This is a genomic window from Salinivibrio sp. EAGSL, from assembly GCF_013366455.1.
Taxonomy (GTDB): Bacteria; Pseudomonadota; Gammaproteobacteria; order Enterobacterales; family Vibrionaceae; genus Salinivibrio; species Salinivibrio costicola.
Genome location: NZ_JABWMG010000009.1, coordinates 82,900 through 104,599, shown reverse-complemented (window position 1 = coordinate 104,599; position 21,700 = coordinate 82,900). Strand labels below are relative to the sequence as shown.

Below are 21,700 nucleotides of genomic sequence, written 5' to 3'. Positions count from 1 at the left end.
TTCCTTAACCTGTGATGCTATGTATCAGTTTCAATTTTCCATTGCCGACTTTATGTCCACCTATTGGCACCAAGCGCCTACCGTTATCCGTCAAGGCTTTATAGACTTCGAGGATCCCATCGACCCAGAGGAAGTCGCAGGCTTGGCGATGGAAGCCGATATTGATTCTCGCATGGTGACACACGCGAATGGTCAATGGCAGGTTGCCCACGGACCGTTTGAGGATTTTAGCAACTTTCCTGATACTCACGCGCAACTGATTGTTCAGGCAGCCAACCACTGGCACCCAGGCGCCCGCGAGTTAGCCAGTGCCTTTTCGACACTGCCTCAGTGGTTATTCGACGATCTTATGGTGTGCTATTCCCAGCCGCAAGGTGGCGTGGGACCCCATATCGATCAATACGATGTCTTTATTGTTCAAGGGCAAGGGCGTCGTCGCTGGCGCGTTGGGCCGAAAGGCGATTATCAAGATGCCAATCTCGAGACCGGTCTCAAGCAAATTACTGGCTTTGATGCCATTATCGATGTCGAACTAGCCCCTGGCGATATTCTTTATATTCCACCCGGTTTCCCGCACGAGGGCGATACCCTAGAACCTTCGCTCAGTTACTCGATTGGTTATCGATCGCCAAAAGCGCGCGAGCTACTCAGTAGCTACGCGGATCAAGTGATTGTTGATGAAGCGGGCGATAACCATTTCCATTGGCCCGCGATGCCAGCGCAACCCGATGCGCCAGCGGCACTCGACCCACAACATCTCGCCCAAATGGATGAGATGATGATGGCATTAATGCAGGACGAAACCCGTAAAAAACGCTGGGTTGGCGAGTTTCTCTCTCAGGCTCGACACGAGCTCGATTTGCTCAGCCCCGATCCGCAGTGGCAGCCTGATAGCCTCAAAGCCGCCATGCAAGATGGTCTGTGTTTAGAAAAACTCAGTGGCTTACGTGCTTTTTATCACGCTGATCAGTCAGAAATAATTTTTATGCTCGGTGAAAGCTTTGACTTACCGGAAGGCTGTGAGTCATTGACGCCTGAGCTGTGCAATCAGCGTTTTATCGATTGGGAAATGCTCGGTGAAGCCGCTGAAAATAGCCTGTTTTGGCCGATGCTCACACTGTGGGTCAACCGCGGCTACTGGTATCCTTTAGACGAGGCGCCTGAATAACCGCGATTTTTTGCAAAAGATCGCGCTCGATGATTGATAAAAAAGCGCAGGAAACAAACCTGCGCTTTTTTTCTTATTGCGTTTTTTACGACGCCAAAAGTTGTCGATTATCTATCTTTTGGATCCAGCGCATCACGCAAACCATCACCGACATAGTTAAAACAGAAGAGCGTCAGCACCATAAAGGTCGCTGGGAACAGCAGCTGCCAGATTGCTATTTCCATCGTTTGTGCCCCTTCTTGTAGCAAGGCACCCCAGCTGGTCATTGGCTCTTGCACGCCCAGACCCAAGAAACTGAGGAAGGATTCGAACAAAATCATGTTCGGCACCAACAAGGTCGAATACACAGCGACAATCCCTAATACGTTCGGCACGATGTGGCGGGTAATAATATGACGTGTGCTCACCCCTGAAACATGCGCCGCCTCAACAAATTCTTTACTGCGTAAGCTGAGCGTTTGACCACGAACGATACGGGCCATATCCAGCCAGGCAATACAACCAATCGCCACAAAGATCAGTACGATATTCCGACCAAAGAAGGTCACCAACACAATCACGAAGAACATGAATGGAATCGATTGTAAGATCTCAACCAAGCGCATCATCACCGCATCGGTACGGCCGCCAATAAAGCCAGAAGTTGCACCATATAGTGTACCAATCAGGACGGCGACAAAGGCCCCCATGACACCAACCATGATCGATATACGCCCGCCCATCATGGTACGCGTAAACAGATCTCGCCCAAGGGCGTCAGTGCCAAACCAGTGGCCATCAAGACCCAATGTCGGGGCCGCATGGATGGCGTACCAGTCGGTCGCATCATAAGCATAAGCACTCAGGGACGGACCCAATAGAACACTCAAACCAATAATGACAAGGATCACCAAGCTGGCCATCGCGGCTCGGTTACGTTTAAAGCGTATCGCTGCGTCCTGCCAAAGGCTTCGCCCTTTTACATCCACTTCTTCTGCGAAGTTTTCTAGGGCGTCAATGTTTTCTTTTTTCGTCAGCATCATGTCACCCCTAGTAACGGATCTTAGGATCGATATACGCAAGTAGGATATCGACAATGGCGTTGAAAAGAATGGTCAGCGTCCCGATTAAAATCGTACAACCCAGTACCAGTGAATAGTCACGGTTAAACGCAGCGTTAACAAATAGCTTACCGATGCCAGGTAGCCCAAAGATGGTCTCGATCACCACCGAGCCGGTAATAATCCCAACAAAGGCTGGCCCCATATAAGACACCACCGGCAACATCGCTGGCTTAAGCGCATGCTTGACAATAATGGTCGGGTAACTCAACCCTTTGGCGCGTGCAGTACGAATAAAATTACTGTTCAGGGTTTCAATCATGCTGCCACGGGTCACACGCGCAAACGTGGCAACGTAGAGTAACGACATGCCAATCACGGGGAGCACCATAAAGTGCCAACCTCCCCCTTGCCAGCCACCGGCCGGTAACCAGCCCAAATTAATGGCGAAAATATAAATAAGCACAGGCGCGAGCACGAACGATGGCATGACCACCCCGAGCATCGCGGTCGACATAATGGTGTAGTCAATCCAGGTATTTTGTTTCAGCGCGGCAATGGTACCGATCGTGACCCCAAACAGCAGGGTGAACACAAATGCTATCGCGCCGATTTGCGCCGAAACAGGGAGAGAGTCAGCAATCAATTCATTAACGCTATAGTCAATATATTTAAACGAGGGACCAAAATCCCCTTGTAAGATATTGCCTAAATAGGTGGTGTATTGCTCAAACACGGGCTTATCTAAGCCGTATTTGGCATTAATATTTTCCATTACCGCCGGGGGCAATGGACGTTCACTTGAAAAAGGGTTGCCAGGCGCAAACCGCATCAAGAAGAAGGAAACAGTGATTAAGACCAACAGCGTTGGGATCGCTTCCAATATTCGCTTCGCGATAAATTTCAACATAGCTCTACCGTCAACATTAGCTCTTGCATAAATACGAGCTGTTCCATGTTAGTTAAGCATCACAGCAAGCGCTGCCTTGGGCATTTCCACAAACAGCGAAACCATCAAGGGAGTCGTAATAAACGACTCCCTCACTTAGCCGTGAATCAGGGATTACTCCGCTTTGATGTAAAGATCTTTGGAGAAGATCTTCTCTTCCGCGTTATTGGCTGGGAAGCCACCGACTTGGGGGCTAAGCAGACGCGCTTTTACATACTGATAGATTGGCGCAATCGGCATGTCTTTCGCCATTTGTGCCTCTGCATCAAGATATAGTTTGCTACGTTCCGCCTCGTCTGTAGTGGTCATCGCTTTTTGCATGATAGCGTCATAAGCTTGGCTATCGTAGTGCACACCGCCTGAGGTATTGGTGCTTCGCATTAAGCTGAGGAAGGTCGACGCCTCGTTGTAATCACCACACCAGCCGGCACGGGCCACGTCAAAGTTACCCTCGTCTTTGGTGCTTAGGTAGGTTTTCCACTCTTGGTTGTTCAGATCGACAGACACGCCGAGCTTGTCTTTCCACATTTGACCAATCGCAACGGCCAGTTTTTTGTGGTTTTCACTGGTGTTATACAGCAGTGAGAAATCAAGCGGATTATTTTCACCAAATCCTGCCTCTTTAAGCAAACGCTTAGCTTCTGCATCACGCTCTTCTTGGGTCATTTTGGCGTATTCTGGCAATTCAGGCTCAAATCCGGCGGTGATCTCTGGTGTTAAGAAATAAGCCGGTTTTTGGCCCTGACCCAGTAAAGCGTCAGTGATTACATTGCGATCAATGGCATAAGACAATGCTTTACGGATGCGGACGTCATCAAAAGGTTCACGCTTGGTGTTAAAGATGTAGTAATAGCTACACAGGTTACCCACGATAGAGAGGTCGTCTGGATGCTCGCTTTTCAAACGACGGAAATGCTCATTGGGGATCTCGTAAGTCATATCAATTTCACCGGCCAAGTAGCGGTTCATTTCTGCGACTTGGTTTTCAATCGGCAAGAAAGTGACTTTGTCGAGTGTGGTATTGTCGTTATCCCAGTACTGCTCATTACGCGTTAATTCGATACGCTCGTTGATTACCCAGTTATCGACCACAAACGCGCCATTACCAACGAAGTTTTCTGGTTTGGTCCACTGATCACCATGCTTTTCTACGGTCTCTTTATGGACTGGCTTCATGGTGGTGTGACCCATCATTTTCACCAAGTACGGAACCGCTGAGTCAAGCGTGATCTGTAACGTGTGATCGTCGAGTGCTTTAACCCCTAAGGTGTCTTTATCTTTTTCACCTTTGATGATGGCTTTGGCATTCTCCATGTGGGTATAACCCAGATACCATGAGTAAGGCGACGCCGTCATTGGGTCAGCGACACGTTTAAAGCTGTATTCAAAGTCTTGTGCAGTGACGGGATCGCCGTTTGACCACTTGGCTTCATCGCGCAGGTAGAAGGTAAAGACTTTGTTATCTTTGTTTTCCCAGCGCTCAGCCACACCAGGAATCACATTACCGTCGGCGTTTTGGTTAACCAGACCTTCGAGTAAGTCACGAATAACATGTGACTCTGGCACGCCTTGGGTTTTATGTGGATCGAGAGAAGCCACTTCCGCCCCATTACCACGAACGAGCTCTTGTACATCAGCAAGTTGGGGTTCGCCGGCGGCGGTTTCAGTTTTTTGCTCAGGGGCTGTTTGGGAGGTTTGTTTTTGCTCGGGCTCACTGCATCCTGCGAGAGCCAGAGAAAGGCCAGCGCCCATAAAAAGGGTTCGGGTAATCGTGTTTAGCTTCATCGTGTAACTCCATAACAATCGCTATTGCATCCATGACAATCGTCGCAGCCAGCGGGAGCATCCATTTGCACAACTCTAGAAGTTGTACTACGCCGTGCTGCGCGACTAAAGGCAAAACATTACCAATCAATACTGTGTTTTGCCATAAACCTGAAGTATTTTGCCATAAAATGAGATTAAAAACTTATCTTTCACTACACTTAAGTCACATAAAAAAACGTTCAGCTGGTAAGACAAGGCAAATTTAGCGCTTTATTCATCACCAGTAACAAAAAACGGTACAAATTGCTGTTTATACTGAATCTGCGGACTTTAAGGCTAGGACTTCACTGGCTTACCGTTTAGAAAGCACACAAGCCTCTACCGAACTCTTTCACCTCAGTGACTTTAACTGGCAAACTACATTAATGTTAATCAATTGTAACGACGATAATAAACGCTATTTGTCAAAAAAACTCAACATAAAAGCGCACGTGTGATGTCAGACAGGTATCAAGGTCACAAAATCGATGGTATTTCAGGTGACCGCTGCGGGAGGGTATTTGCGGTGTCATTCTCTCTGTATAGCCAGCGTGAAAACGCTGGCTATAAGTGATGCCTGTTACTTTTTGGCCTCATCCGGGGTAAATGTCGGACTTTCATCAGGCGAGTGATCATGCGCCTGATCGTTGAGGGCATGGTGTTCCTCGCGGGCCTTCTCCATCTCCGGCATCACATTGTTCAACATCTCTTTCATTTTCTTATTGCTATAGCGCTTGTGTTTCATTGTGTCCTCCTGAACGGATCAGTGTTTGGCACAGTCACACAAAGTAATCATAAACTAGGCAATCACAACCTCGATTGCGTTTTTATTACTTTGGTACAAACCGCTTGTGCAATTTTTAAGCTACACCCTTGTCTCCAAGAAAGCAAAAGATGATCATATTAGCGATTGCATCGACACGAGCCTGATGATGGTCATCTCAACAGCCACGCGGTTATCGGCGTTTTATCAACCAAATTTAAGAAGATTAACTGATAATAATTCGCTTTTTAGAAGAAATACCAATATCGACCACTTTTTAACCAGATTATCTTGTTATTCATTGCTATCTCCCCCATCCTTGTACAAGTGGTGAGACGTTCCCTATCACCACCTTATTTTTCTTCCGACAAAAGAGTGACAAGCAAGACTATGAGACCACAAAGTTCAACCTCGCGCCCCCTGTGCGCACGCGTTCGCCATGGTTACAATCCATACAAAGGAAAAAAACCTCAGGTTAATCGCTAACGCGGTGTTGAAGTGACGATGCGTCAATCTAATAGCCTCCCATGTTGGAGGCTATTTTTTTAATTGCACAATACGCGATTGCACAATGCAGGCCATGAAGCGGATTTGCATTGCAAATTGCGATTTATTCAACCGTCGGTTATGGCTTAAGCCGCTAGAAACGTGCCAACCCCCCGATACAGTTGAGTTTTAAAAAGTAGGCACCCCTTTTGCAGTATCTAGATTATTAGACCAAACCATTGCTCACCAGGAGGTGTACCATGGGACAATCAACACCCATTCTGTTCAACGATCGCCATATATTACCGGGTGGACGCATTCCACTCCGGATCCCAACCGGGGAAGCGTTGCAAACACTGGTCTTTGCCTTAAAACACGGTCTGCCTTTGGGGGTGTGTATGGCAGAAAGCCAGGCTCAGCGTCAGCATGTCAATATTGGTACCTTTATCGAGATTGAAGATTACACCCGCAGTCAAGAGGATGGGTGTTTGGTTGTCACTGCCCGCGGCATTGCGCGTTTTGCGATTCGAGCGTTCAACCACCAGCATGATGAGATGTTATTCGCGACCGTGAGTCCACTCCCTCGCTGGCCTGACTGCCACGTCGATAAGCAAAGCGAACCACTGGTTGAGCGCTTACAATCCATGTTTGAGCGCCACCCAGAGCTACAAAGCATGCATCGTGAGGCAGAGTTCTCCAATTTAACTTGGTTATGTCAACGCTGGTTAGAGCTGTTACCGCTGCCAACCGATGAAAAACAAGCATTAATGGCCAATAACTCTTGTGTCGCTACACGCGATTACCTACTGAGTATGATGCAGGATCCTCACTAGATAGAGGACGATGCTTTCTGTGCTGCCTTGCCAATTACGCCCATTTTTCTGTCTTTTTAGGGTGAGGGATAATGCGCTGCGTTATCCCGTTTTTTCACTTTTTATCGTACTTTTCTTCTCCTGCTCACATTTTCGCACCAAGCGTTTCTTCTTAATTCGGACGATTAAGGTAACATTAGCGTAATTTTTCTGTCTGTTTAGGTCTCTCGGCAATGCGCCATCCAACGCTTTCTGATCCAGCGATTTCCCACCAAACCGTGTCTGATCAAGATCGATCAGCGCAAAGATCGTCTCACCAAGCAAACGTGACGTCTTCAACACGTATTGTCGCCCTTGGCGGTGGACATGGCTTAGGGCGAGTATTATCTGCATTAAGTGAGCATGGAAATCGCGTGACTGGCATTGTCACTACGACAGATAACGGCGGATCAACGGGCCGTATTCGCGCCTGCCAGGGAGGAATAGCCTGGGGTGATATTCGTAATTGCTTGAATCAATTAATTACCGAACCATCAGTGGGCTCTATGCTGTTCGAATACCGATTTAAAGGCAAAGGCGAACTGAATGGGCATAATTTAGGCAATTTAATCCTGACGGCGCTCGATAATTTATCCGTTCGCCCCTTAGAAGCGATTCAGCTAATTCGCGATCTATTAGATGTACGTCCGCATCTTCTGCCGATGTCTGAACACCCAGCAGAATTAGCCGCATTAACGGCCGACGGCGAAACCGTCGCGGGGGAAACACACATTGATGAGCTCTCTGCGCCCCCCACACGTTTATTTCTCTCGCCAACCGTACCGGCCACACGTGAAGCCATGGATGCAATTGCACAGGCAGACATGATACTGCTCGGCCCCGGCAGTTTTTTAACCAGTGTCATGCCACCTTTACTGGTTCCCGAATTGGGACGAGCGCTCAAGCATACGCAGGCAAAAATTGTTTTTATCCGTAATTTAGGCAAAGAAATCGGTCCGGCGGGCGAGATGTCTCTCGATACTATGTTGGCGTGGTGCGAACGTGCGATGGGAGGCAAAAAGGTTGATGTTATACTCGGAGAGAAAAGCGCGACACAGCTTGACCCAGACTATCAACAAAAAGAGGCCGAGCTGGCCTCTTCAAATCATCATTGGCGTCACGACCGGGATAAGCTACGTCAAGCTATTGATGAAGTCCTGCTCGACTGCCATCTCCCGGTATGTTGACGCCGTCCCTTGCAGCATTTCGGTAAGCTCATCCAGGTGATGTGACATCCACTCGCGCTGGCCTTGCTTAACACGCGATTCGCACTCGCGCGCCATTTCGGCTAAATCATCGGCACCAAAACTGGCGGCACTGCTTTTAATCGCATGGCTGATTTCACGGATTTGCTCAATTGATGGCGAGCCAGCCAGTTGAGAGTGATACTGAGATAATTCATCACTGAATACAGTGAGTAAAACGGTCACCGTATCCTCTCCCACTTCTAATGCCAATCGACGCAATGTTTCAGTATTTACTGTGGTGGCCATACATCCGTTCCTATCATTCATTCGCCGCCGTTTTTTGCCAGGCTTGCAGTTTTCGGTACAAGGTTGAAGGACTCACTTCGAGTAACCCGGCCGCTTGCGGGATATTGCCATTGCACACATCAATCGCCGCTTCAATGGCGCGCTTTTCAATTTTCCATAAAGGCTCGATATCCGCTTTACTCAACGACGAAGGCGTTGAATCTGATGACTCTCGCGTCACCAGGTGATTCGGCGAAAAGGCACTCGTCGTGACTTCAGACCCTGCGTTATGCTGCGGTGATGCAATTTCGGCACCAGAAACGCGATTCACAGGAGAAGGAAGCATTTCTTTGCTGACTTCTTCACCATTATGCAGCACAACGATGTTGCGAATCACATTTTGCAATTGACGAACGTTACCCGGCCAGTCATAACGCAGCAGGAGATCGGCTACCTCATCACTGAAGCGACAAAAATCTTTACCCTCTTCTGCAGAAAATACAGCGAGCAAGGCATTGGCAATCGCGAGTACATCGTCACCGCGTGCGCTTAAAGGTGGCAGTTCAAGTGGAATCACGTGCAGGCGATAATAGAGGTCTTCACGAAACTTTCCTTGCTGAACCTGAAGCCAAGGATCTTGGTTGGTTGCACAAACAAATCGAACATCCACGTTTTTGACATGCGAAGAACCGACTTTTTGAAAGCTACCCGTTTGAATGAAACGTAGCAATTTGGATTGCAAATCCATATCCATTTCGCAAATTTCATCTAAAAAGAGAGTGCCGCCATGCGCCATTTCTGCCGCCCCTTCACGCTCAGCTGCCGCCCCGGTAAACGCGCCTTTGACATGGCCAAACAGCTCACTTTCAATCAGATCTTTGGGAATAGCGGCACAATTTAATGCAACAATAGGCTTATTACTGCGGGTGCTGGCTGCATGAATGGCCTCGGCACAGACTTCTTTCCCGGTGCCACTTTCACCTGTAATAAAAACAGTCGCTTTGCTGGGAGCGGCGGATTCAATCACGCGGTAAACCGCTTGCATCGGTAAGCTACTGCCGATGAAGCCATGATATTCGCTTTCGTGCTTGCTGGTGTTGGATTGATGGCTGGATTTAGGCTTGAGCGACTTATTCACTGTGACGCGCAATTGATCCGCTTCACAAGGCTTAATTAAGAAATCATTGGCGCCATGGCGCATCGCGTCGACTGCCGCGTCAATCGAGCCATGAGCGGTCATGATGATCACCGGCAAGTCTGGCGCGACAGCACGGACTTTTGCCAGCACATCAATCCCTGACATATCGGGCAGGCGAAGATCCAGAATGATCAACGCAAGTTGGTCGCCTTCTTGTTCAAAGAAAGTCAGCGCATCCTGCCCTTTGCCCACAATGGTGACATCGACATCCAAGGGATTTAAATACGATTTGTATAACGCCGCGACCGACGCTGTATCTTCCACCATCAATATTCGTTTATTGGGTGACAGTGCTGGCATTTATCCTCCAAGAATCACATCGCTGCCTGGGGTCTTCATAAAGCATACAGTCTTCATTGAGCCCATAGTCTTCATTGAGTCCATAGTCTTCATTGAGTCCATAGCCTTCATAGAGTCCATAGCCTTCATAGAGCCCATAGCCTTCATAGAGCCTGTAATATTCATTGGCTCAATTGCACGAGCGTATGCGAAATGCATTGCATTATGCAAAATTTCCCACATTGTATCTTTGCTTGTGGCTTAAAACCACACGTTTTGTCGATGTAATCGCCTTTTTAATTTTTGGCACGCCAAATGCATCCTATTGTGTGACCCTAAGGGGTCACCTAGCCAACTGACGTTGTTTGTGAGTTATTACTCACTGAAACACTGTAGCCAACCTGACGCTTAGGTTGGCTTTTTTTTATCTAGCTCTTATCTAACTATTGGCGATAAACTGCTCGCGCAGCCCCTGGAGCTGATCGCGCAATTGTGCTGCCGTTTCAAACTCAAGGTTTTGTGCCGCTTCTAACATTTGGCTTTCAAGCTTTTTAATTTCCGCATCAATCGCTTGCGGGGATTTCAGTGCATAATCTGCATCTGGCTCGGCAACAGCACGTAACGACTTCGCGGACGATTTATTCGCCTTGCTTCGCTTACCGGTGCCGATTTCCATCACGTCCATCACTTTTTTGTTCAATTTCTGCGGTGTGATGCCATGTTCCTCATTGTAAGCCACTTGCTTGACGCGACGCCGATCGGTTTCATCAATCGCACGCTTCATCGATTTGGTGATCCGATCACCATATAAAATGGCTTTACCGCGTAGGTTACGCGCAGCACGGCCTATGGTTTGAATCAGCGAGCGTTCAGAGCGCAAGAAACCTTCTTTATCGGCATCCAAAATGGCAACCAAAGAGACTTCTGGCATATCTAACCCCTCTCGTAGCAGGTTGATCCCCACCAAGACATCAAACTCGCCAAGCCGTAAATCGCGAATGATCTCCATGCGTTCAACCGTATCAATATCAGAGTGCAGATAGCGCACGCGCACATCGTGCTCTTGCATATATTCGGTTAGGTCTTCGGCCATACGCTTGGTTAATGTGGTTACAAGCACCCGTTCATTCAGTTCGCGCCGGGCACGTACTTCTGAGAGTAAATCATCGACCTGAGTGGCGACCGGGCGCACTTCAATTTCAGGATCAATAAGCCCCGTCGGTCGCACCACTTGATCGATGATGTCTGACCCTGATTTCTCTTGCTCATAATTGCCCGGTGTCGCCGAGACATAAACTGTCTGTGGGGCGAGTGCTTCAAACTCATCAAACTTAAGTGGCCGGTTATCCAGCGCCGACGGTAAGCGAAACCCATAATCGACCAGTGTTTCTTTACGTGATCGATCGCCTTTATACATGGCACCAATCTGAGACACAGTCACGTGAGATTCGTCGATAATCAGCAAGCCATCAGCCGGCAAATAATCAAATAGCGTCGGCGGCGGCTCGCCTTGAGTCCGGCCACTCAGGTAACGTGAGTAGTTTTCAATCCCGGAACAATACCCCAGCTCGTTCATCATCTCGATATCAAACTGCGTGCGCTGAGTTATCCGCTGCTCTTCCAACAACTTGTTATTTTCAAGCAGCGTTTTTTTGCGATCAGCGAGCTCCACTTTTATCTGCTCAACCGCTTCCAAGATACGCTCTCGCGGGGTGACATAATGCGTTTTGGGGTAAATGGTACAGCGTGGCATATCTTTGACGCTGACTTGACCGGTCAATGGGTCAAAAACGCTAATGGTTTCAACTTCGTCATCGAAAAGCTCAACTCGGATCGCGTCTTTGTCTGATTCGGCGGGGAAAATATCAATCACTTCACCGCGAACTCGGAATGTGCCGCGCTCAAATGCCAGATCATTACGGGTATATTGGAGTTCCGCGAGACGCTGTAAAATAGTGCGCTGATCCAGAATATCACCGCGTCGGATATGTAACATCATTTTCAGATACGCGTCGGGATCCCCCAAGCCGTAAATGGCCGATACCGACGCCACAATGACGACATCACGCCGCTCCATTAAGGCTTTAGTTGCCGAAAGCCGCATTTGTTCAACCTGATCATTGATTGACGCGTCTTTTTCGATAAAGGTGTCGGTTGAAGGCACATAGGCCTCTGGTTGATAGTAGTCGTAGTAAGAAACGAAATACTCCACCGCGTTATCCGGGAAAAACTCACGCATTTCACCATATAACTGAGCCGCTAGGGTTTTATTGGGCGCCAGTATCATCGTGGGTCGATTCAGTTCCGCAATCACATTGGCCATCGTGAATGTTTTACCTGAGCCCGTTACCCCCAATAATGTTTGATGCGCGAGCCCCGCATCGAGCCCCTCACATAATCGGTGAATGGCTTCAGGCTGATCGCCCGATGGTTGAAAAGCAGAATGCAGCGAAAACGTTTTACTCATGAGGCTGTCCTGTTGGGTCGTCTGACCAAGTCATCTTATTGTCCTGACTCACCTGACGGAGTCAACGACTCTGACTGCTTACTGGTTGCGTGTAAAATGCGATCTTTTTCGCGTAGAGTTCTTGATCTGAAAATCGGACCTAGGTAACCTATCGGTCCTCTTTTGGAACCCTTACCCCTCCTTCCCGCAAAAAAATCGCAACATTCAATGATCATCACTGTATTTATCCCCGATACTCAATGACTGACGAAAAAATAATCTGTGCATAATATTGACATTCCGCCTTCGTCATACTCGTGCGCACTTACCCATAAAAAATCAATAAAATCATAACCATAAAAACACAAAACAATTTCGTGATTATCGATGTTTTGCATAAAATCAACCATGTAGCGAGTTTATCAAGATTCACACACATGGTTATCCACAGAATCTGTGGGTAACCACTAAAAGCCCTTGCCTTACTGGGGTGAATAAAAGTCAAGTCCAAGTTCGCATCAATGCTTAATCGATCGCCATTGTGGTGCTTTTATCAACGCCAACGGCTAGCTTTTCAGCAGTCAGTTGAAAAGATGGATTTTCTTAGAGTTGATGAGTTGACACTTTTTCAGGGGCTCGCTAAGATTCGCCCCGTTCTCAAGGCAATTCCCCCATAGTTCAGTTGGTAGAACGGCGGACTGTTAATCCGTATGTCACTGGTTCGAGTCCAGTTGGGGGAGCCAACCTTGAAATCAAAAAGAATACATCAGTAAATCGATTCCCCCTTAGTTCAGTTGGTAGAACGGCGGACTGTTAATCCGTATGTCGCAGGTTCGAATCCCGCAGGGGGAGCCACTTCCTTCGTTTTAATTCTACTCTTTCCAAGTTACTGTCTGATCTGCTTCGCAGATTATGTCGCAGGACTGGGCGTCCCCGTTCAATCCCGCAGGGGGAGCCACTTCCTTCGTTTTAATTCTACTCTTTCCAAGTCACTGTCTGATCTGCTTCGCAGATTATGTCGCTATTCAACCAAACGCTATTTAACCAACGTTGACTGAGCTGTCTGCTTAGACTTGACTATTCTCTCCCTCGAAACAGCATTCTCATATTGATCGCCCCTTCTGTTCTACCACTACCCTTTACTAAGCCGGTCGCAAATCAAGCGTCACTGATAGCTTACAGCGGGTCAGGCAAAAACCCTGCTTGATGGCGGTTGTTATAGCCGCTTCAAAGGTCGATAATAGGCAGATCACAAAAACACTAAATGATTAAATAGCATGGTTGAGTATTTGTTGCTATTAGTGGGCACTGTCTTGGTCAATAACTTCGTTCTGGTGGAGTTTTTGGGCCTGTGTCCATTTATGGGCGTATCAAAAAAACTAGAGACAGCGATTGGCATGGGCTTAGCCACAACCTTTGTGCTGACCCTGGCATCGGTGAGCTCGTACCTGGTTGAAACCTATATCCTCATTCCGTTAGATCTTGGCTACTTGCGCACACTGAGCTTTATCCTCGTCATTGCCGTGGTCGTGCAGTTCACTGAGATGGTGGTACACAAAACCAGCCCTACGTTACACCGGTTATTGGGCGTTTTCTTGCCACTGATCACCTCAAACTGTGCGGTGTTGGGTGTTGCTTTGCTCAACGTAAAACAGCAGCACAGCTTTATTGAATCCATCATTTATGGTTTTGGTGCGGCTTGTGGTTTCTCGCTGGTGTTGATTCTATTTGCCGCGATGCGTGAGCGTATTGCCGCGGCTGATGTGCCGGCTCCCTTCCGGGGCGCGTCTGTTGCTATGATCACCGCAGGTCTGATGTCGCTCGCCTTTATGGGCTTTACTGGATTGGTGACCTTATCATGAGTGGAATCGTGATCGCAGTGATTGTTATCGCTGCCCTCGCCGCTATTTTCGGCGCAATTCTTGGTTTTGCCTCGATCCGCTTTAAAGTCGAGGCCGATCCCATTGTCGATCAAATTGATGCCATCCTGCCACAAACGCAATGTGGCCAATGTGGTTATCCTGGTTGTCGACCCTATGCCGAAGCGATTGCTAATGGCGATGAAATCAATAAATGTCCCCCTGGCGGGCAACAAACCATCGAGAACCTCGCCAACCTGATGGGCGTTGAGGCGACAGAATTGGCGCATGATGAAGAAAAAAGCATCAAAACCGTTGCCTTTATCCACGAAGAAGACTGCATTGGCTGCACTAAGTGTATTCAAGCGTGTCCTGTTGATGCGATTGTCGGTAGCACCAAAGCCATGCATACCGTGATTGAACAAGATTGCACTGGGTGCGATCTCTGTGTAGCACCCTGTCCGACCGATTGCATTGAAATGATCCCCGTCCAGGACACACCAGAAACCTGGAAGTGGCAGCTCGACCAAATTCCGGTAGTAAACATAACCGACAATCAGGGGGCACGCGCCTGATGGAAAGTCTCATTGAACAAATTAAACACGGTCAGATCTGGGATTTTCACGGCGGTATTCATCCACCCGAGCACAAAACCCAATCTAACCAAAACGCGATTCTTGAGCACATACTGCCATCTGAACTGGTTATTCCGTTAAAACAACATATTGGCAGTAAAGGCAAACTACTCGTTAGCCAAGGCGATCAAGTCCTCGCTGGACAAGCTCTCACCGAAACCGACATTCAGCAATGTGTGCCGGTGCATGCTCCAACCTCAGGCACCGTGATTGCAATTGAAGATAGAACCATCGCCCACCCTTCTGGGTTATCCGATCGCTGTGTTGTGATTCAACCGGACGGTAACAATACATGGGGCGCAAAACCCGCTTTTGCTGAGTATCACACCCAAACACCTGAACGCCTGATTGACCATATTCGCGCTATGGGCATTGCGGGAATGGGGGGAGCGGGTTTCCCTACCGCCCGTAAACTACAAACCGGCCTCGCACGAACCGAGATACTGATCATCAACGCCGCCGAGTGTGAGCCCTATATCACCGCCGACGATCGCTTGATGCAAGATTGCGCCGATGAAATCGTCGCGGGCATCCAAATTCTCAACCACATTGTGAAGCCAAAACTGGCGGTGATTGGTATTGAAGATAACAAGCCCGAGGCGATTGCTGCGTTAAACGCCGCCGTCGACGCGGTGGAGGACGACATCCTCATTCAAGTGGTGCCGACCAAATACCCATCAGGGGGTGAAAAACAGCTCATCCAACTGATCACAGGAAAAGAGGTACCGGCCAAAGCCTTTCCGGCCAGCATCGGCGTGTTGATGCAAAATATTGGCACCACATACGCGATTAAGCGCGCCGTGCTAGACGGTGAGCCGCTTATCAAGCGCGTGGTAACCCTGACCGGGAAAACGCTCAAAACCCAGCAAAACCGCTGGGCACTATTGGGCACGCCGATTGGCGAACTATTAGCTCAGCACGGCTATAAAGCGGATAAAAAACAGCCACGGGTGATTGTTGGCGGCCCGATGATGGGCTTTACGGTGCCTCACGCTAAGGTGCCCATCACCAAAACGACTAACTGTGTGTTGGTGCCAACCCGCAAAGAAATAGCACCAGCCAAACAAGAAATGGCCTGTATTCGGTGCAGTGCCTGTGCCGATGTGTGCCCCGCGCATCTTCTCCCGCAGCAGCTGCAGTGGTACGCGAAAGATCAAGACTATGACAAATGCCAAGACTACGATCTATTTGATTGTATTGAATGTGGCGCGTGTGCCTACGTCTGTCCTAGTGAGATTCCGCTGGTGCAATATTATCGCCAAGCCAAAGCCGAAATCCGCGAGATTGAAGCAGAAAAAGAGGCGGCCGAACGGGCGCGCCAACGCTTTGAAGCCAAAAAAGCGCGAATGGAACGAGAAAAACAAGAGCGAGAAGAAAAACACCGCCAAGCAGCGGAACGTCGCAAACAAGCCGCACAGCAAAATGCCGGCTCTGGCGATGCCTTAAACGCTGCAGTTGAACGGGTGAAGGCGAAAAAAGCGGCGCAATCGGCCGATAACGACGTGAAACCCGCAGTCGCCGCTGCGATTGCACGCGCAAAAGCCAAGCAAGCCGAGGCAGCGAAAACCGGCAGTGATGAGCCAGATAACAGTGAAATGATGAAGTTGCGCGAGGAGCGCAAACGGCAAGCCCGAGCGCGTAAGGCGGCGAAAGAGACGCAAAAACCCGCGCAAGCCATAGCGTCGCAGGCAGGATCAGAAAACACTGACAACCAAGATGGTAAAAAAGACGCCGTAGCGGCTGCCGTTGCCCGCGCCAAGGCCCGAAAAGCGGCGCAACAAGGCGAATCAAGTGCTGATTCGTCGGCTTCAACTGAAAGCCAAACCGCAACAGCCAACAAAACGTCAGACACTGGCGAGGCCAGCGATAAAAAAGCCGCTGTCGCCGCTGCCGTTGCCCGTGCCAAAGCGCGTAAAGCCGCTCAACAAAAACAAGATAATAAGGAATAATCAACGTGGCGTTTTTCATTGCAAGTTCACCACACGCCCACAATAAGCGCTCCACCAGCCATATTATGCTGACCGTTCTCCTGTGCGCATTACCAGGACTCGCGGCACAGTGGTATTTCTTTGGATGGGGAGTATTAATCCAGCTAACGCTCGCCGTGTTAACCGCCTGGACAACAGAAGCACTGGTGATGCGGTTACGTCGCCGCCCGGTGATGGCCTATTTACGTGACAATAGCGCGCTGCTCACTGCATTTCTTTTGGCCGTCGCGATCCCCCCGATGGCACCTTGGTGGGTGATCGTAATTGGTACCGCGTTTTCTATCATCGTTGCCAAGCATATTTATGGCGGGCTGGGTCAAAACCTGTTTAATCCTGCTATGGTTGGCTATGTAGTGTTATTGATCGCATTTCCAGTACAAATGACTACCTGGCTACCACCCGAAAGCCTTGCCACCCATGCGTTAACGTTCGGTGATACCCTAGCCGCTATTTTCAGTGGCTATACGTTGGACGGTTTTAGTGTTAACCAACTCCGTATGACCGTCGATGGTGCAACCATGGCCACGCCACTGGACACCATAAAAACCGCATTAGCCGGCGGACAAACCGTCAGTGAGGCCTTGCAACAGCCTATATTTTCTGCCGTTGGTGGCAAAGGCTGGGCCTGGGTGAATACGCTGTATCTGCTCGGTGGTTTGGTATTGATTCAACGCGGTGTGATCAACTGGCATATTCCGGTTGCGGTACTCACCGCCTTATTATCAAGCTCACTGTTGGGCCACTTGATTGCGCCCGATCAATTAGCGTCGCCGCTGATTCATTTGTTGTCTGGTGCGACCATGCTGGGGGCATTTTTCATCGCCACCGATCCGGTTTCCGCATCCACGACGGACAAAGGGCGCTTGTGGTTCGGCGGCCTCATTGGGGTGTTGGTGTACTTGATCCGTACTTGGGGTGGCTACCCCGACGGTGTCGCGTTTGCAGTGATTATCGCTAACTTATGCGTGCCTTTGATTGATTACTACACCAAACCGAGAACTTACGGCCATGCGAATAAGCGGGCAGAGAAGAAGTCACAGTCATGATTGAAACAATACGAAAACATGGGGGCATCTTGGCGATCGCAGCCCTCTTATCCACCGCATTAGTGGCGGTTACCAATGCGCTGACTGAAGACACGATAAAAGAGCAACAACAAATTCAGTTATCCAAAGCGCTCAATCAAGTGGTCCCAAAGGCGCGCCATGATAATCCGCTTCACCAAAGCTGCCGCCTGGTGACAAACTCGGACGCACTCGGCACTGACGAGGCGCAACCTTTTTATGTCGGCACCTTGAACGATGAGGTGACCACGGTCGCCATTCAAACCATCGCCCCCAATGGCTACAATGGCGCGATAAAAGTGCTGATCGGGATGGATGCGACCAGTCATCAAGTTTTGGGCGTACGGGTCCTCGAGCACAATGAAACCCCAGGCCTGGAGACAAAGTGAGCTTACGTGTGTCGGACTGGGTACGGAGCTTTAGCGGCAAGACAGTGACCAGTGAAGATGATAAACGCTGGGCGGTCAAAAAAGATGGCGGTCAGTTCGATCAGTTTACCGGTGCGACCATTACCCCCCGGGCGGTGGTTACCGCGGTAAAAAAAGCGGCCTGGTTTGTCAGCCAGCAACAAGCTACCTTGCTTAACCAACCTGTCAATTGCGGAGGTGCGTCGTGAACAGTGACCACAAAGCGCTGATGAAAAATGGCTTATGGAGCAACAACCCCGCCTTTGTGCAGCTGCTGGGGTTGTGTCCACTGCTGGCAGTCTCTGCCACCGTCACCAATGCGCTGGGCCTCGGCATTGCAACACTGGCTGTGCTAGTGGGTTCCAACTTAATCGTGTCGGTGATCCGAGAATGGGTGCCTAAAGAAGTGCGTATCCCAATTTTCGTGATGGTGATCGCCTCATTGGTCACCTGTGTGCAATTGGTGATGAATGCCTATGCTTACGGCCTTTATCAGTCACTCGGGATCTTTATCCCCTTAATTGTCACCAACTGTATTATTATCGGCCGCGCTGAAGCCTTTGCCTCAAAAAACCCGGTTGGCTTATCGGTTAGTGATGGTTTTTGGATGGGAACGGGCATGACCGCAGCGCTGGTGATACTCGGCGCGATTCGAGAGATTATTGGTAACGGCACCTTGTTTGATGGCGCCGATCTATTACTCGGTGATTGGGCCTCGGTACTACGGATTGAAATTTTCCAATTCGATACCAAATTCTTATTGGCGATATTGCCACCCGGTGCATTTTTAGCGGTGGGCTTTTTGATCGCTCTGAAAAACATCATTGATACACATCTTGCCAGTAAGACAGAATCCGAGCAGAAACCAGTGATTGAACGTGCGCGGATCACCGGCAATCAGTGACGGGATAGGGAAATGAATAAAGAAAAACGACAACAGATTTTGGAGCGGCTGCGGGACAACAACCCAACACCGCAAACAGAGCTGCATTGGTCTACCCCTTTCGAGTTGTTGATTGCAGTGTTACTGTCTGCCCAGGCTACCGATGTGAGTGTCAATAAAGCTACCGATAAACTCTATCCGGTGGCCAACACTCCAGAGGGCTTATTGGCACTAGGTGTGGATGGGGTGAAGTCCTATATCAAAAACATCGGCCTGTTTAATTCCAAAGCCGAGAACGTGATTAAGACCTGTCGTGCGCTGATCGAACAGCACGGTGGTGAGGTGCCAGAAAGCCGCGAAGCGCTGGAGGCCTTACCCGGTGTCGGGCGAAAAACGGCCAATGTTGTGCTCAATACCGCATTTGGTTGGCCCACTATTGCGGTCGATACCCATATTTTTCGGGTCTCTAATCGCACCAAGTTTGCGATGGGTAAAAACGTCAATGACGTGGAAGAGAAACTGAACAAGGTGGTGCCCAAAGCGTTTAAGGTCGATGTGCACCATTGGCTTATTTTGCACGGACGCTATACCTGCCTGGCACGCAAACCCCGCTGTGGCAGTTGCATCATTGAAGATTTATGTGAGTATAAAGATAAAGTCTATCCAGACAGCTAACGCTATTTCAGGCGAGCACTGGCAAGTAATAAAGGAGCAACGTCATGTCTAACGGCAGAATTCTACACACCATGATCCGCGTCGGTGATCTGGATCGCGCAGTGAAATTTTACACCGACGTAATGGGTATGCGTTTGTTACGCACCAATGAAAACGAGCAGTATAAATATAGCTTGGCGTTTGTCGGTTACAGCGATGAGTCTGACGGTGCGGTGATCGAATTGACCTATAACTGGGGCGAATCGGAATACGATCACGGCAACGCCTTTGGTCATATTGCGATCGGTGTCGACGATGTTTACGCCACCTGTGATCAAATTCGCCAAGCCGGCGGCAATATCACTCGCGAGCCAGGTCCAGTAAAAGGTGGCAGCACTGAAATCGCTTTTGTCACTGACCCTGATGGTTATAAGCTCGAACTTATTCAAAACAAGAGCGCGTCTGCTGGCCTAAACGGTTAACTGACACCTGCTCTCATGAAGCTCACACGCTTAACAGAGTGAGCCTTAGTGATAGCGACATAGCCAAGACAACAAAGCCCTGCTTCAACCGCAGGGCTTTGTTATTTCTGTCGCTGGGAACTAAGGTTCGCTTTTGGTTTGTCATCCCACCTGGGCTGAACGTCCGCCTACTCGCTGAACGTTGACTGTGCCTTATAACAAGGTCCTACCCAGAGAGATCACCACACGACGGTTTTTACTTCGGCCAATGGGATCCTCGTTATCGGCGACCGGCCGGCGCTCGCCATAGGCTTCAACGGTGATCCTGTCCTCAGGCAAGCCCAAAGAGGTAAAGTAGTCACGTAATTTCTTCGCCCGCCGCTCCGACATTTTTTGATTGGCGGCGCGTGTGCCTCGTGCATCGGAATAAGTGGCGACCAGGACCAAATCAATATCATCGCTATAGCGGACAAATTCGGCAATTTGGGTTAAGCGTTGGCGGCTCGCTTTGGTGAGTTCATCGCTGTTTTCTTGATAGCGCAACACGGTAAAGGAAATGTCCTCAAACGCGTAAGGCAATAAGGTGTTTAAGCATTGGCTAAATTCTTGGTACGGTGCCCCAAACGCCACCGCAGACAGGGCAACATCGATTTGACGCTGTTGGCGCCGCCAATCTTGAAAACTAAAGGTAGGAAAGCGACCTTCTTCCAATTCGCTCAACATCGACCAGGCCGTTTGGCCGCCGACATAACCATCAAACTGTTGGAAAAACTTAAGCTGGTCCATATATCGGGCCGGTTCACCGGGCATCCAATCGGCCGGCATGGATAGCAAAGATACCGGCGCTGTCTCGCCCATAGGACGCTGCATCTCCAACTCGAAATCTACATTCATGTCTTTGCTGGCGCGCGAGGTAAACGACGCGAGCCCGTATCCAGGAATATTGTGCTGCAGGCGGCACTCGATCGGTGTATCTATGGTCACCGCCCAGTTCGACTCGCCAAGCGATGCGACATATTGCTTGTTTGCATAAACATTACCCGCACTCAATAGACCCACGGTGAGGGCCAGCGCGCCCGGCAACACATTATTAATCAGGCATGGCTTAAAAAGGCGAGACGCCATTCTGGACTCCGAACTTCGCATGAGGCTCTGCACAGGCTTTATGATCCTTGGAGTGGCATATTTGCACACCTAAAGAGGATGCACCCAGCAGTGAGAGACGGTTTAACCAACAAGAGTAACGATAAAGATATCGACCGGCAAGATGGTGACTTTAGCTTATCGTCCG

Annotated in this window: 17 protein-coding genes, 2 tRNA genes and 2 pseudogenes; 13 read left to right on the top strand and 8 right to left on the bottom strand. The window is 49.3% G+C overall.

Translation table 11 applies throughout. From position 1 onward, the window contains the following. Positions 1–19 precede the first annotated feature (19 nt). Positions 20–1,168, top strand: a complete 1,149-nt coding sequence (locus HLG76_RS07565) for a cupin domain-containing protein (RefSeq protein ID WP_175993391.1) — start codon at positions 20–22, stop codon at positions 1,166–1,168. 107 nt (positions 1,169–1,275) lie between these two features. Here HLG76_RS07565 and oppC read toward each other — a convergent pair whose 3' ends face one another. The 4 genes from oppC to HLG76_RS07545 form a co-directional block, all read right to left on the bottom strand. Continuing rightward, positions 1,276–2,187, bottom strand: coding sequence for an oligopeptide ABC transporter permease OppC (gene oppC, locus HLG76_RS07560; RefSeq protein WP_077460389.1), 912 nt, complete (start codon positions 2,185–2,187; stop codon positions 1,276–1,278). 10 nt (positions 2,188–2,197) lie between these two features. Further along, positions 2,198–3,118, bottom strand: a complete 921-nt coding sequence (oppB, locus tag HLG76_RS07555; protein ID WP_077576315.1) for an oligopeptide ABC transporter permease OppB — start codon at positions 3,116–3,118, stop codon at positions 2,198–2,200. Between the two features lie 153 nt (positions 3,119–3,271). After that, complete coding sequence (locus HLG76_RS07550) at positions 3,272–4,942, bottom strand: ABC transporter substrate-binding protein (protein WP_175993390.1); 1,671 nt, start codon at positions 4,940–4,942, stop codon at positions 3,272–3,274. A 601-nt stretch (positions 4,943–5,543) separates the two neighbouring features. Continuing rightward, a complete protein-coding gene (locus HLG76_RS07545) occupies positions 5,544–5,708 on the bottom strand; it encodes a hypothetical protein (RefSeq protein WP_158009963.1) in 165 nt (54 codons plus the stop codon). A gap of 764 nt (positions 5,709–6,472) precedes the next feature. Between HLG76_RS07545 and HLG76_RS07540 the strand changes: the two genes are divergently transcribed. Next, positions 6,473–7,045 carry an LON peptidase substrate-binding domain-containing protein gene (locus HLG76_RS07540; protein ID WP_021022322.1) on the top strand — a complete coding sequence of 191 codons (573 nt, stop codon included), beginning with the start codon at positions 6,473–6,475 and terminating at the stop codon, positions 7,043–7,045. A 212-nt stretch (positions 7,046–7,257) separates the two neighbouring features. Further along, entirely contained in the window at positions 7,258–8,250 is a 993-nt protein-coding gene (locus HLG76_RS07535) for a YvcK family protein (RefSeq protein WP_021022321.1), read from the top strand. Here HLG76_RS07535 and HLG76_RS07530 read toward each other — a convergent pair. The 3 genes from HLG76_RS07530 to uvrB form a co-directional block, all read right to left on the bottom strand. Continuing rightward, positions 8,197–8,556, bottom strand: a complete 360-nt coding sequence (locus tag HLG76_RS07530) for an Hpt domain-containing protein (protein WP_021022320.1) — start codon at positions 8,554–8,556, stop codon at positions 8,197–8,199. The genes HLG76_RS07535 and HLG76_RS07530 overlap by 54 nt on opposite strands. 13 nt (positions 8,557–8,569) lie before the next feature. Beyond that, on the bottom strand, positions 8,570–10,033 hold the full coding sequence (gene luxO / locus HLG76_RS07525; RefSeq protein WP_254877645.1) for a quorum-sensing sigma-54 dependent transcriptional regulator LuxO: 1,464 nt from the start codon (positions 10,031–10,033) through the stop codon (positions 8,570–8,572). Between the two features lie 418 nt (positions 10,034–10,451). Then, complete coding sequence (uvrB, locus tag HLG76_RS07520; RefSeq protein ID WP_175993389.1) at positions 10,452–12,479, bottom strand: excinuclease ABC subunit UvrB; 2,028 nt, start codon at positions 12,477–12,479, stop codon at positions 10,452–10,454. Positions 12,480–13,125: 646 nt separating this feature from the next. Between uvrB and HLG76_RS07515 the strand changes: the two genes are divergently transcribed. The 10 genes and pseudogenes from HLG76_RS07515 (at position 13,126) to gloA (ending at position 20,430) form a co-directional block, all read left to right on the top strand. Beyond that, positions 13,126–13,201: transfer RNA gene (locus HLG76_RS07515), tRNA-Asn, on the top strand. A gap of 36 nt (positions 13,202–13,237) precedes the next feature. After that, positions 13,238–13,313, top strand: a tRNA-Asn gene (locus tag HLG76_RS07510). A 422-nt stretch (positions 13,314–13,735) separates the two neighbouring features. After that, positions 13,736–14,320 (top strand): electron transport complex subunit RsxA, encoded by a 585-nt coding sequence (gene rsxA / locus HLG76_RS07505; protein WP_021022315.1) that lies wholly within the window; start codon positions 13,736–13,738, stop codon positions 14,318–14,320. Then, the gene (gene rsxB / locus HLG76_RS07500) at positions 14,317–14,892 is read left to right on the top strand and encodes an electron transport complex subunit RsxB (RefSeq protein WP_021022314.1); all 576 of its coding nucleotides are present in this window, start codon (positions 14,317–14,319) and stop codon (positions 14,890–14,892) included. The genes rsxA and rsxB overlap by 4 nt, the downstream gene beginning before the upstream one ends. Then, positions 14,892–16,877: pseudogene (gene rsxC, locus HLG76_RS07495) on the top strand (electron transport complex subunit RsxC); the annotation flags it as partial. The gene rsxB and the pseudogene rsxC, both read left to right, overlap by 1 nt. A 29-nt stretch (positions 16,878–16,906) precedes the next feature. Continuing rightward, positions 16,907–17,986, top strand: a complete 1,080-nt coding sequence (gene rsxD / locus HLG76_RS07490) for an electron transport complex subunit RsxD (protein ID WP_077460383.1) — start codon at positions 16,907–16,909, stop codon at positions 17,984–17,986. Then, positions 17,983–18,620: pseudogene (rsxG, locus tag HLG76_RS07485) on the top strand (electron transport complex subunit RsxG). The gene rsxD and the pseudogene rsxG overlap by 4 nt, the downstream one beginning before the upstream one ends. Continuing rightward, positions 18,617–19,315, top strand: a complete 699-nt coding sequence (locus HLG76_RS07480) for an electron transport complex subunit E (RefSeq protein ID WP_021022310.1) — start codon at positions 18,617–18,619, stop codon at positions 19,313–19,315. Before rsxG ends, HLG76_RS07480 begins: the two are co-directional and overlap by 4 nt. A 12-nt stretch (positions 19,316–19,327) precedes the next feature. Beyond that, a complete protein-coding gene (gene nth, locus HLG76_RS07475; protein ID WP_175993387.1) occupies positions 19,328–19,969 on the top strand; it encodes an endonuclease III in 642 nt (213 codons plus the stop codon). A 44-nt stretch (positions 19,970–20,013) separates the two neighbouring features. Beyond that, positions 20,014–20,430 carry a lactoylglutathione lyase gene (gene gloA, locus HLG76_RS07470; RefSeq protein ID WP_021022308.1) on the top strand — a complete coding sequence of 139 codons (417 nt, stop codon included), beginning with the start codon at positions 20,014–20,016 and terminating at the stop codon, positions 20,428–20,430. A 192-nt stretch (positions 20,431–20,622) separates the two neighbouring features. Here the strand turns inward: gloA and HLG76_RS07465 are convergent, their stop codons facing one another. Beyond that, complete coding sequence (locus tag HLG76_RS07465) at positions 20,623–21,534, bottom strand: OmpA family protein (protein WP_175993386.1); 912 nt, start codon at positions 21,532–21,534, stop codon at positions 20,623–20,625. Positions 21,535–21,700 lie beyond the last annotated feature (166 nt).

Bases quoted from the DNA above. Each gene is read 5' to 3' on its own strand.
- nth (WP_175993387.1), top strand. From the start codon at position 19,328: ATGAATAAAGAAAAACGACAACAGATTTTGGAGCGGCTGCGGGACAAC.
- HLG76_RS07530 (WP_021022320.1), bottom strand. From the start codon at position 8,556: ATGGCCACCACAGTAAATACTGAAACATTGCGTCGATTGGCATTAGAA.
- HLG76_RS07535 (WP_021022321.1), top strand. From the start codon at position 7,258: ATGCGCCATCCAACGCTTTCTGATCCAGCGATTTCCCACCAAACCGTG.
- uvrB (WP_175993389.1), bottom strand. From the start codon at position 12,479: ATGAGTAAAACGTTTTCGCTGCATTCTGCTTTTCAACCATCGGGCGAT.
- HLG76_RS07565 (WP_175993391.1), top strand. From the start codon at position 20: ATGTATCAGTTTCAATTTTCCATTGCCGACTTTATGTCCACCTATTGG.
- rsxA (WP_021022315.1), top strand. From the start codon at position 13,736: ATGGTTGAGTATTTGTTGCTATTAGTGGGCACTGTCTTGGTCAATAAC.
- oppC (WP_077460389.1), bottom strand. From the start codon at position 2,187: ATGCTGACGAAAAAAGAAAACATTGACGCCCTAGAAAACTTCGCAGAA.
- HLG76_RS07545 (WP_158009963.1), bottom strand. From the start codon at position 5,708: ATGAAACACAAGCGCTATAGCAATAAGAAAATGAAAGAGATGTTGAAC.
- oppB (WP_077576315.1), bottom strand. From the start codon at position 3,118: ATGTTGAAATTTATCGCGAAGCGAATATTGGAAGCGATCCCAACGCTG.
- gloA (WP_021022308.1), top strand. From the start codon at position 20,014: ATGTCTAACGGCAGAATTCTACACACCATGATCCGCGTCGGTGATCTG.
- HLG76_RS07550 (WP_175993390.1), bottom strand. From the start codon at position 4,942: ATGAAGCTAAACACGATTACCCGAACCCTTTTTATGGGCGCTGGCCTT.
- HLG76_RS07465 (WP_175993386.1), bottom strand. From the start codon at position 21,534: ATGGCGTCTCGCCTTTTTAAGCCATGCCTGATTAATAATGTGTTGCCG.
- luxO (WP_254877645.1), bottom strand. From the start codon at position 10,033: ATGCCAGCACTGTCACCCAATAAACGAATATTGATGGTGGAAGATACA.
- rsxB (WP_021022314.1), top strand. From the start codon at position 14,317: ATGAGTGGAATCGTGATCGCAGTGATTGTTATCGCTGCCCTCGCCGCT.
- HLG76_RS07540 (WP_021022322.1), top strand. From the start codon at position 6,473: ATGGGACAATCAACACCCATTCTGTTCAACGATCGCCATATATTACCG.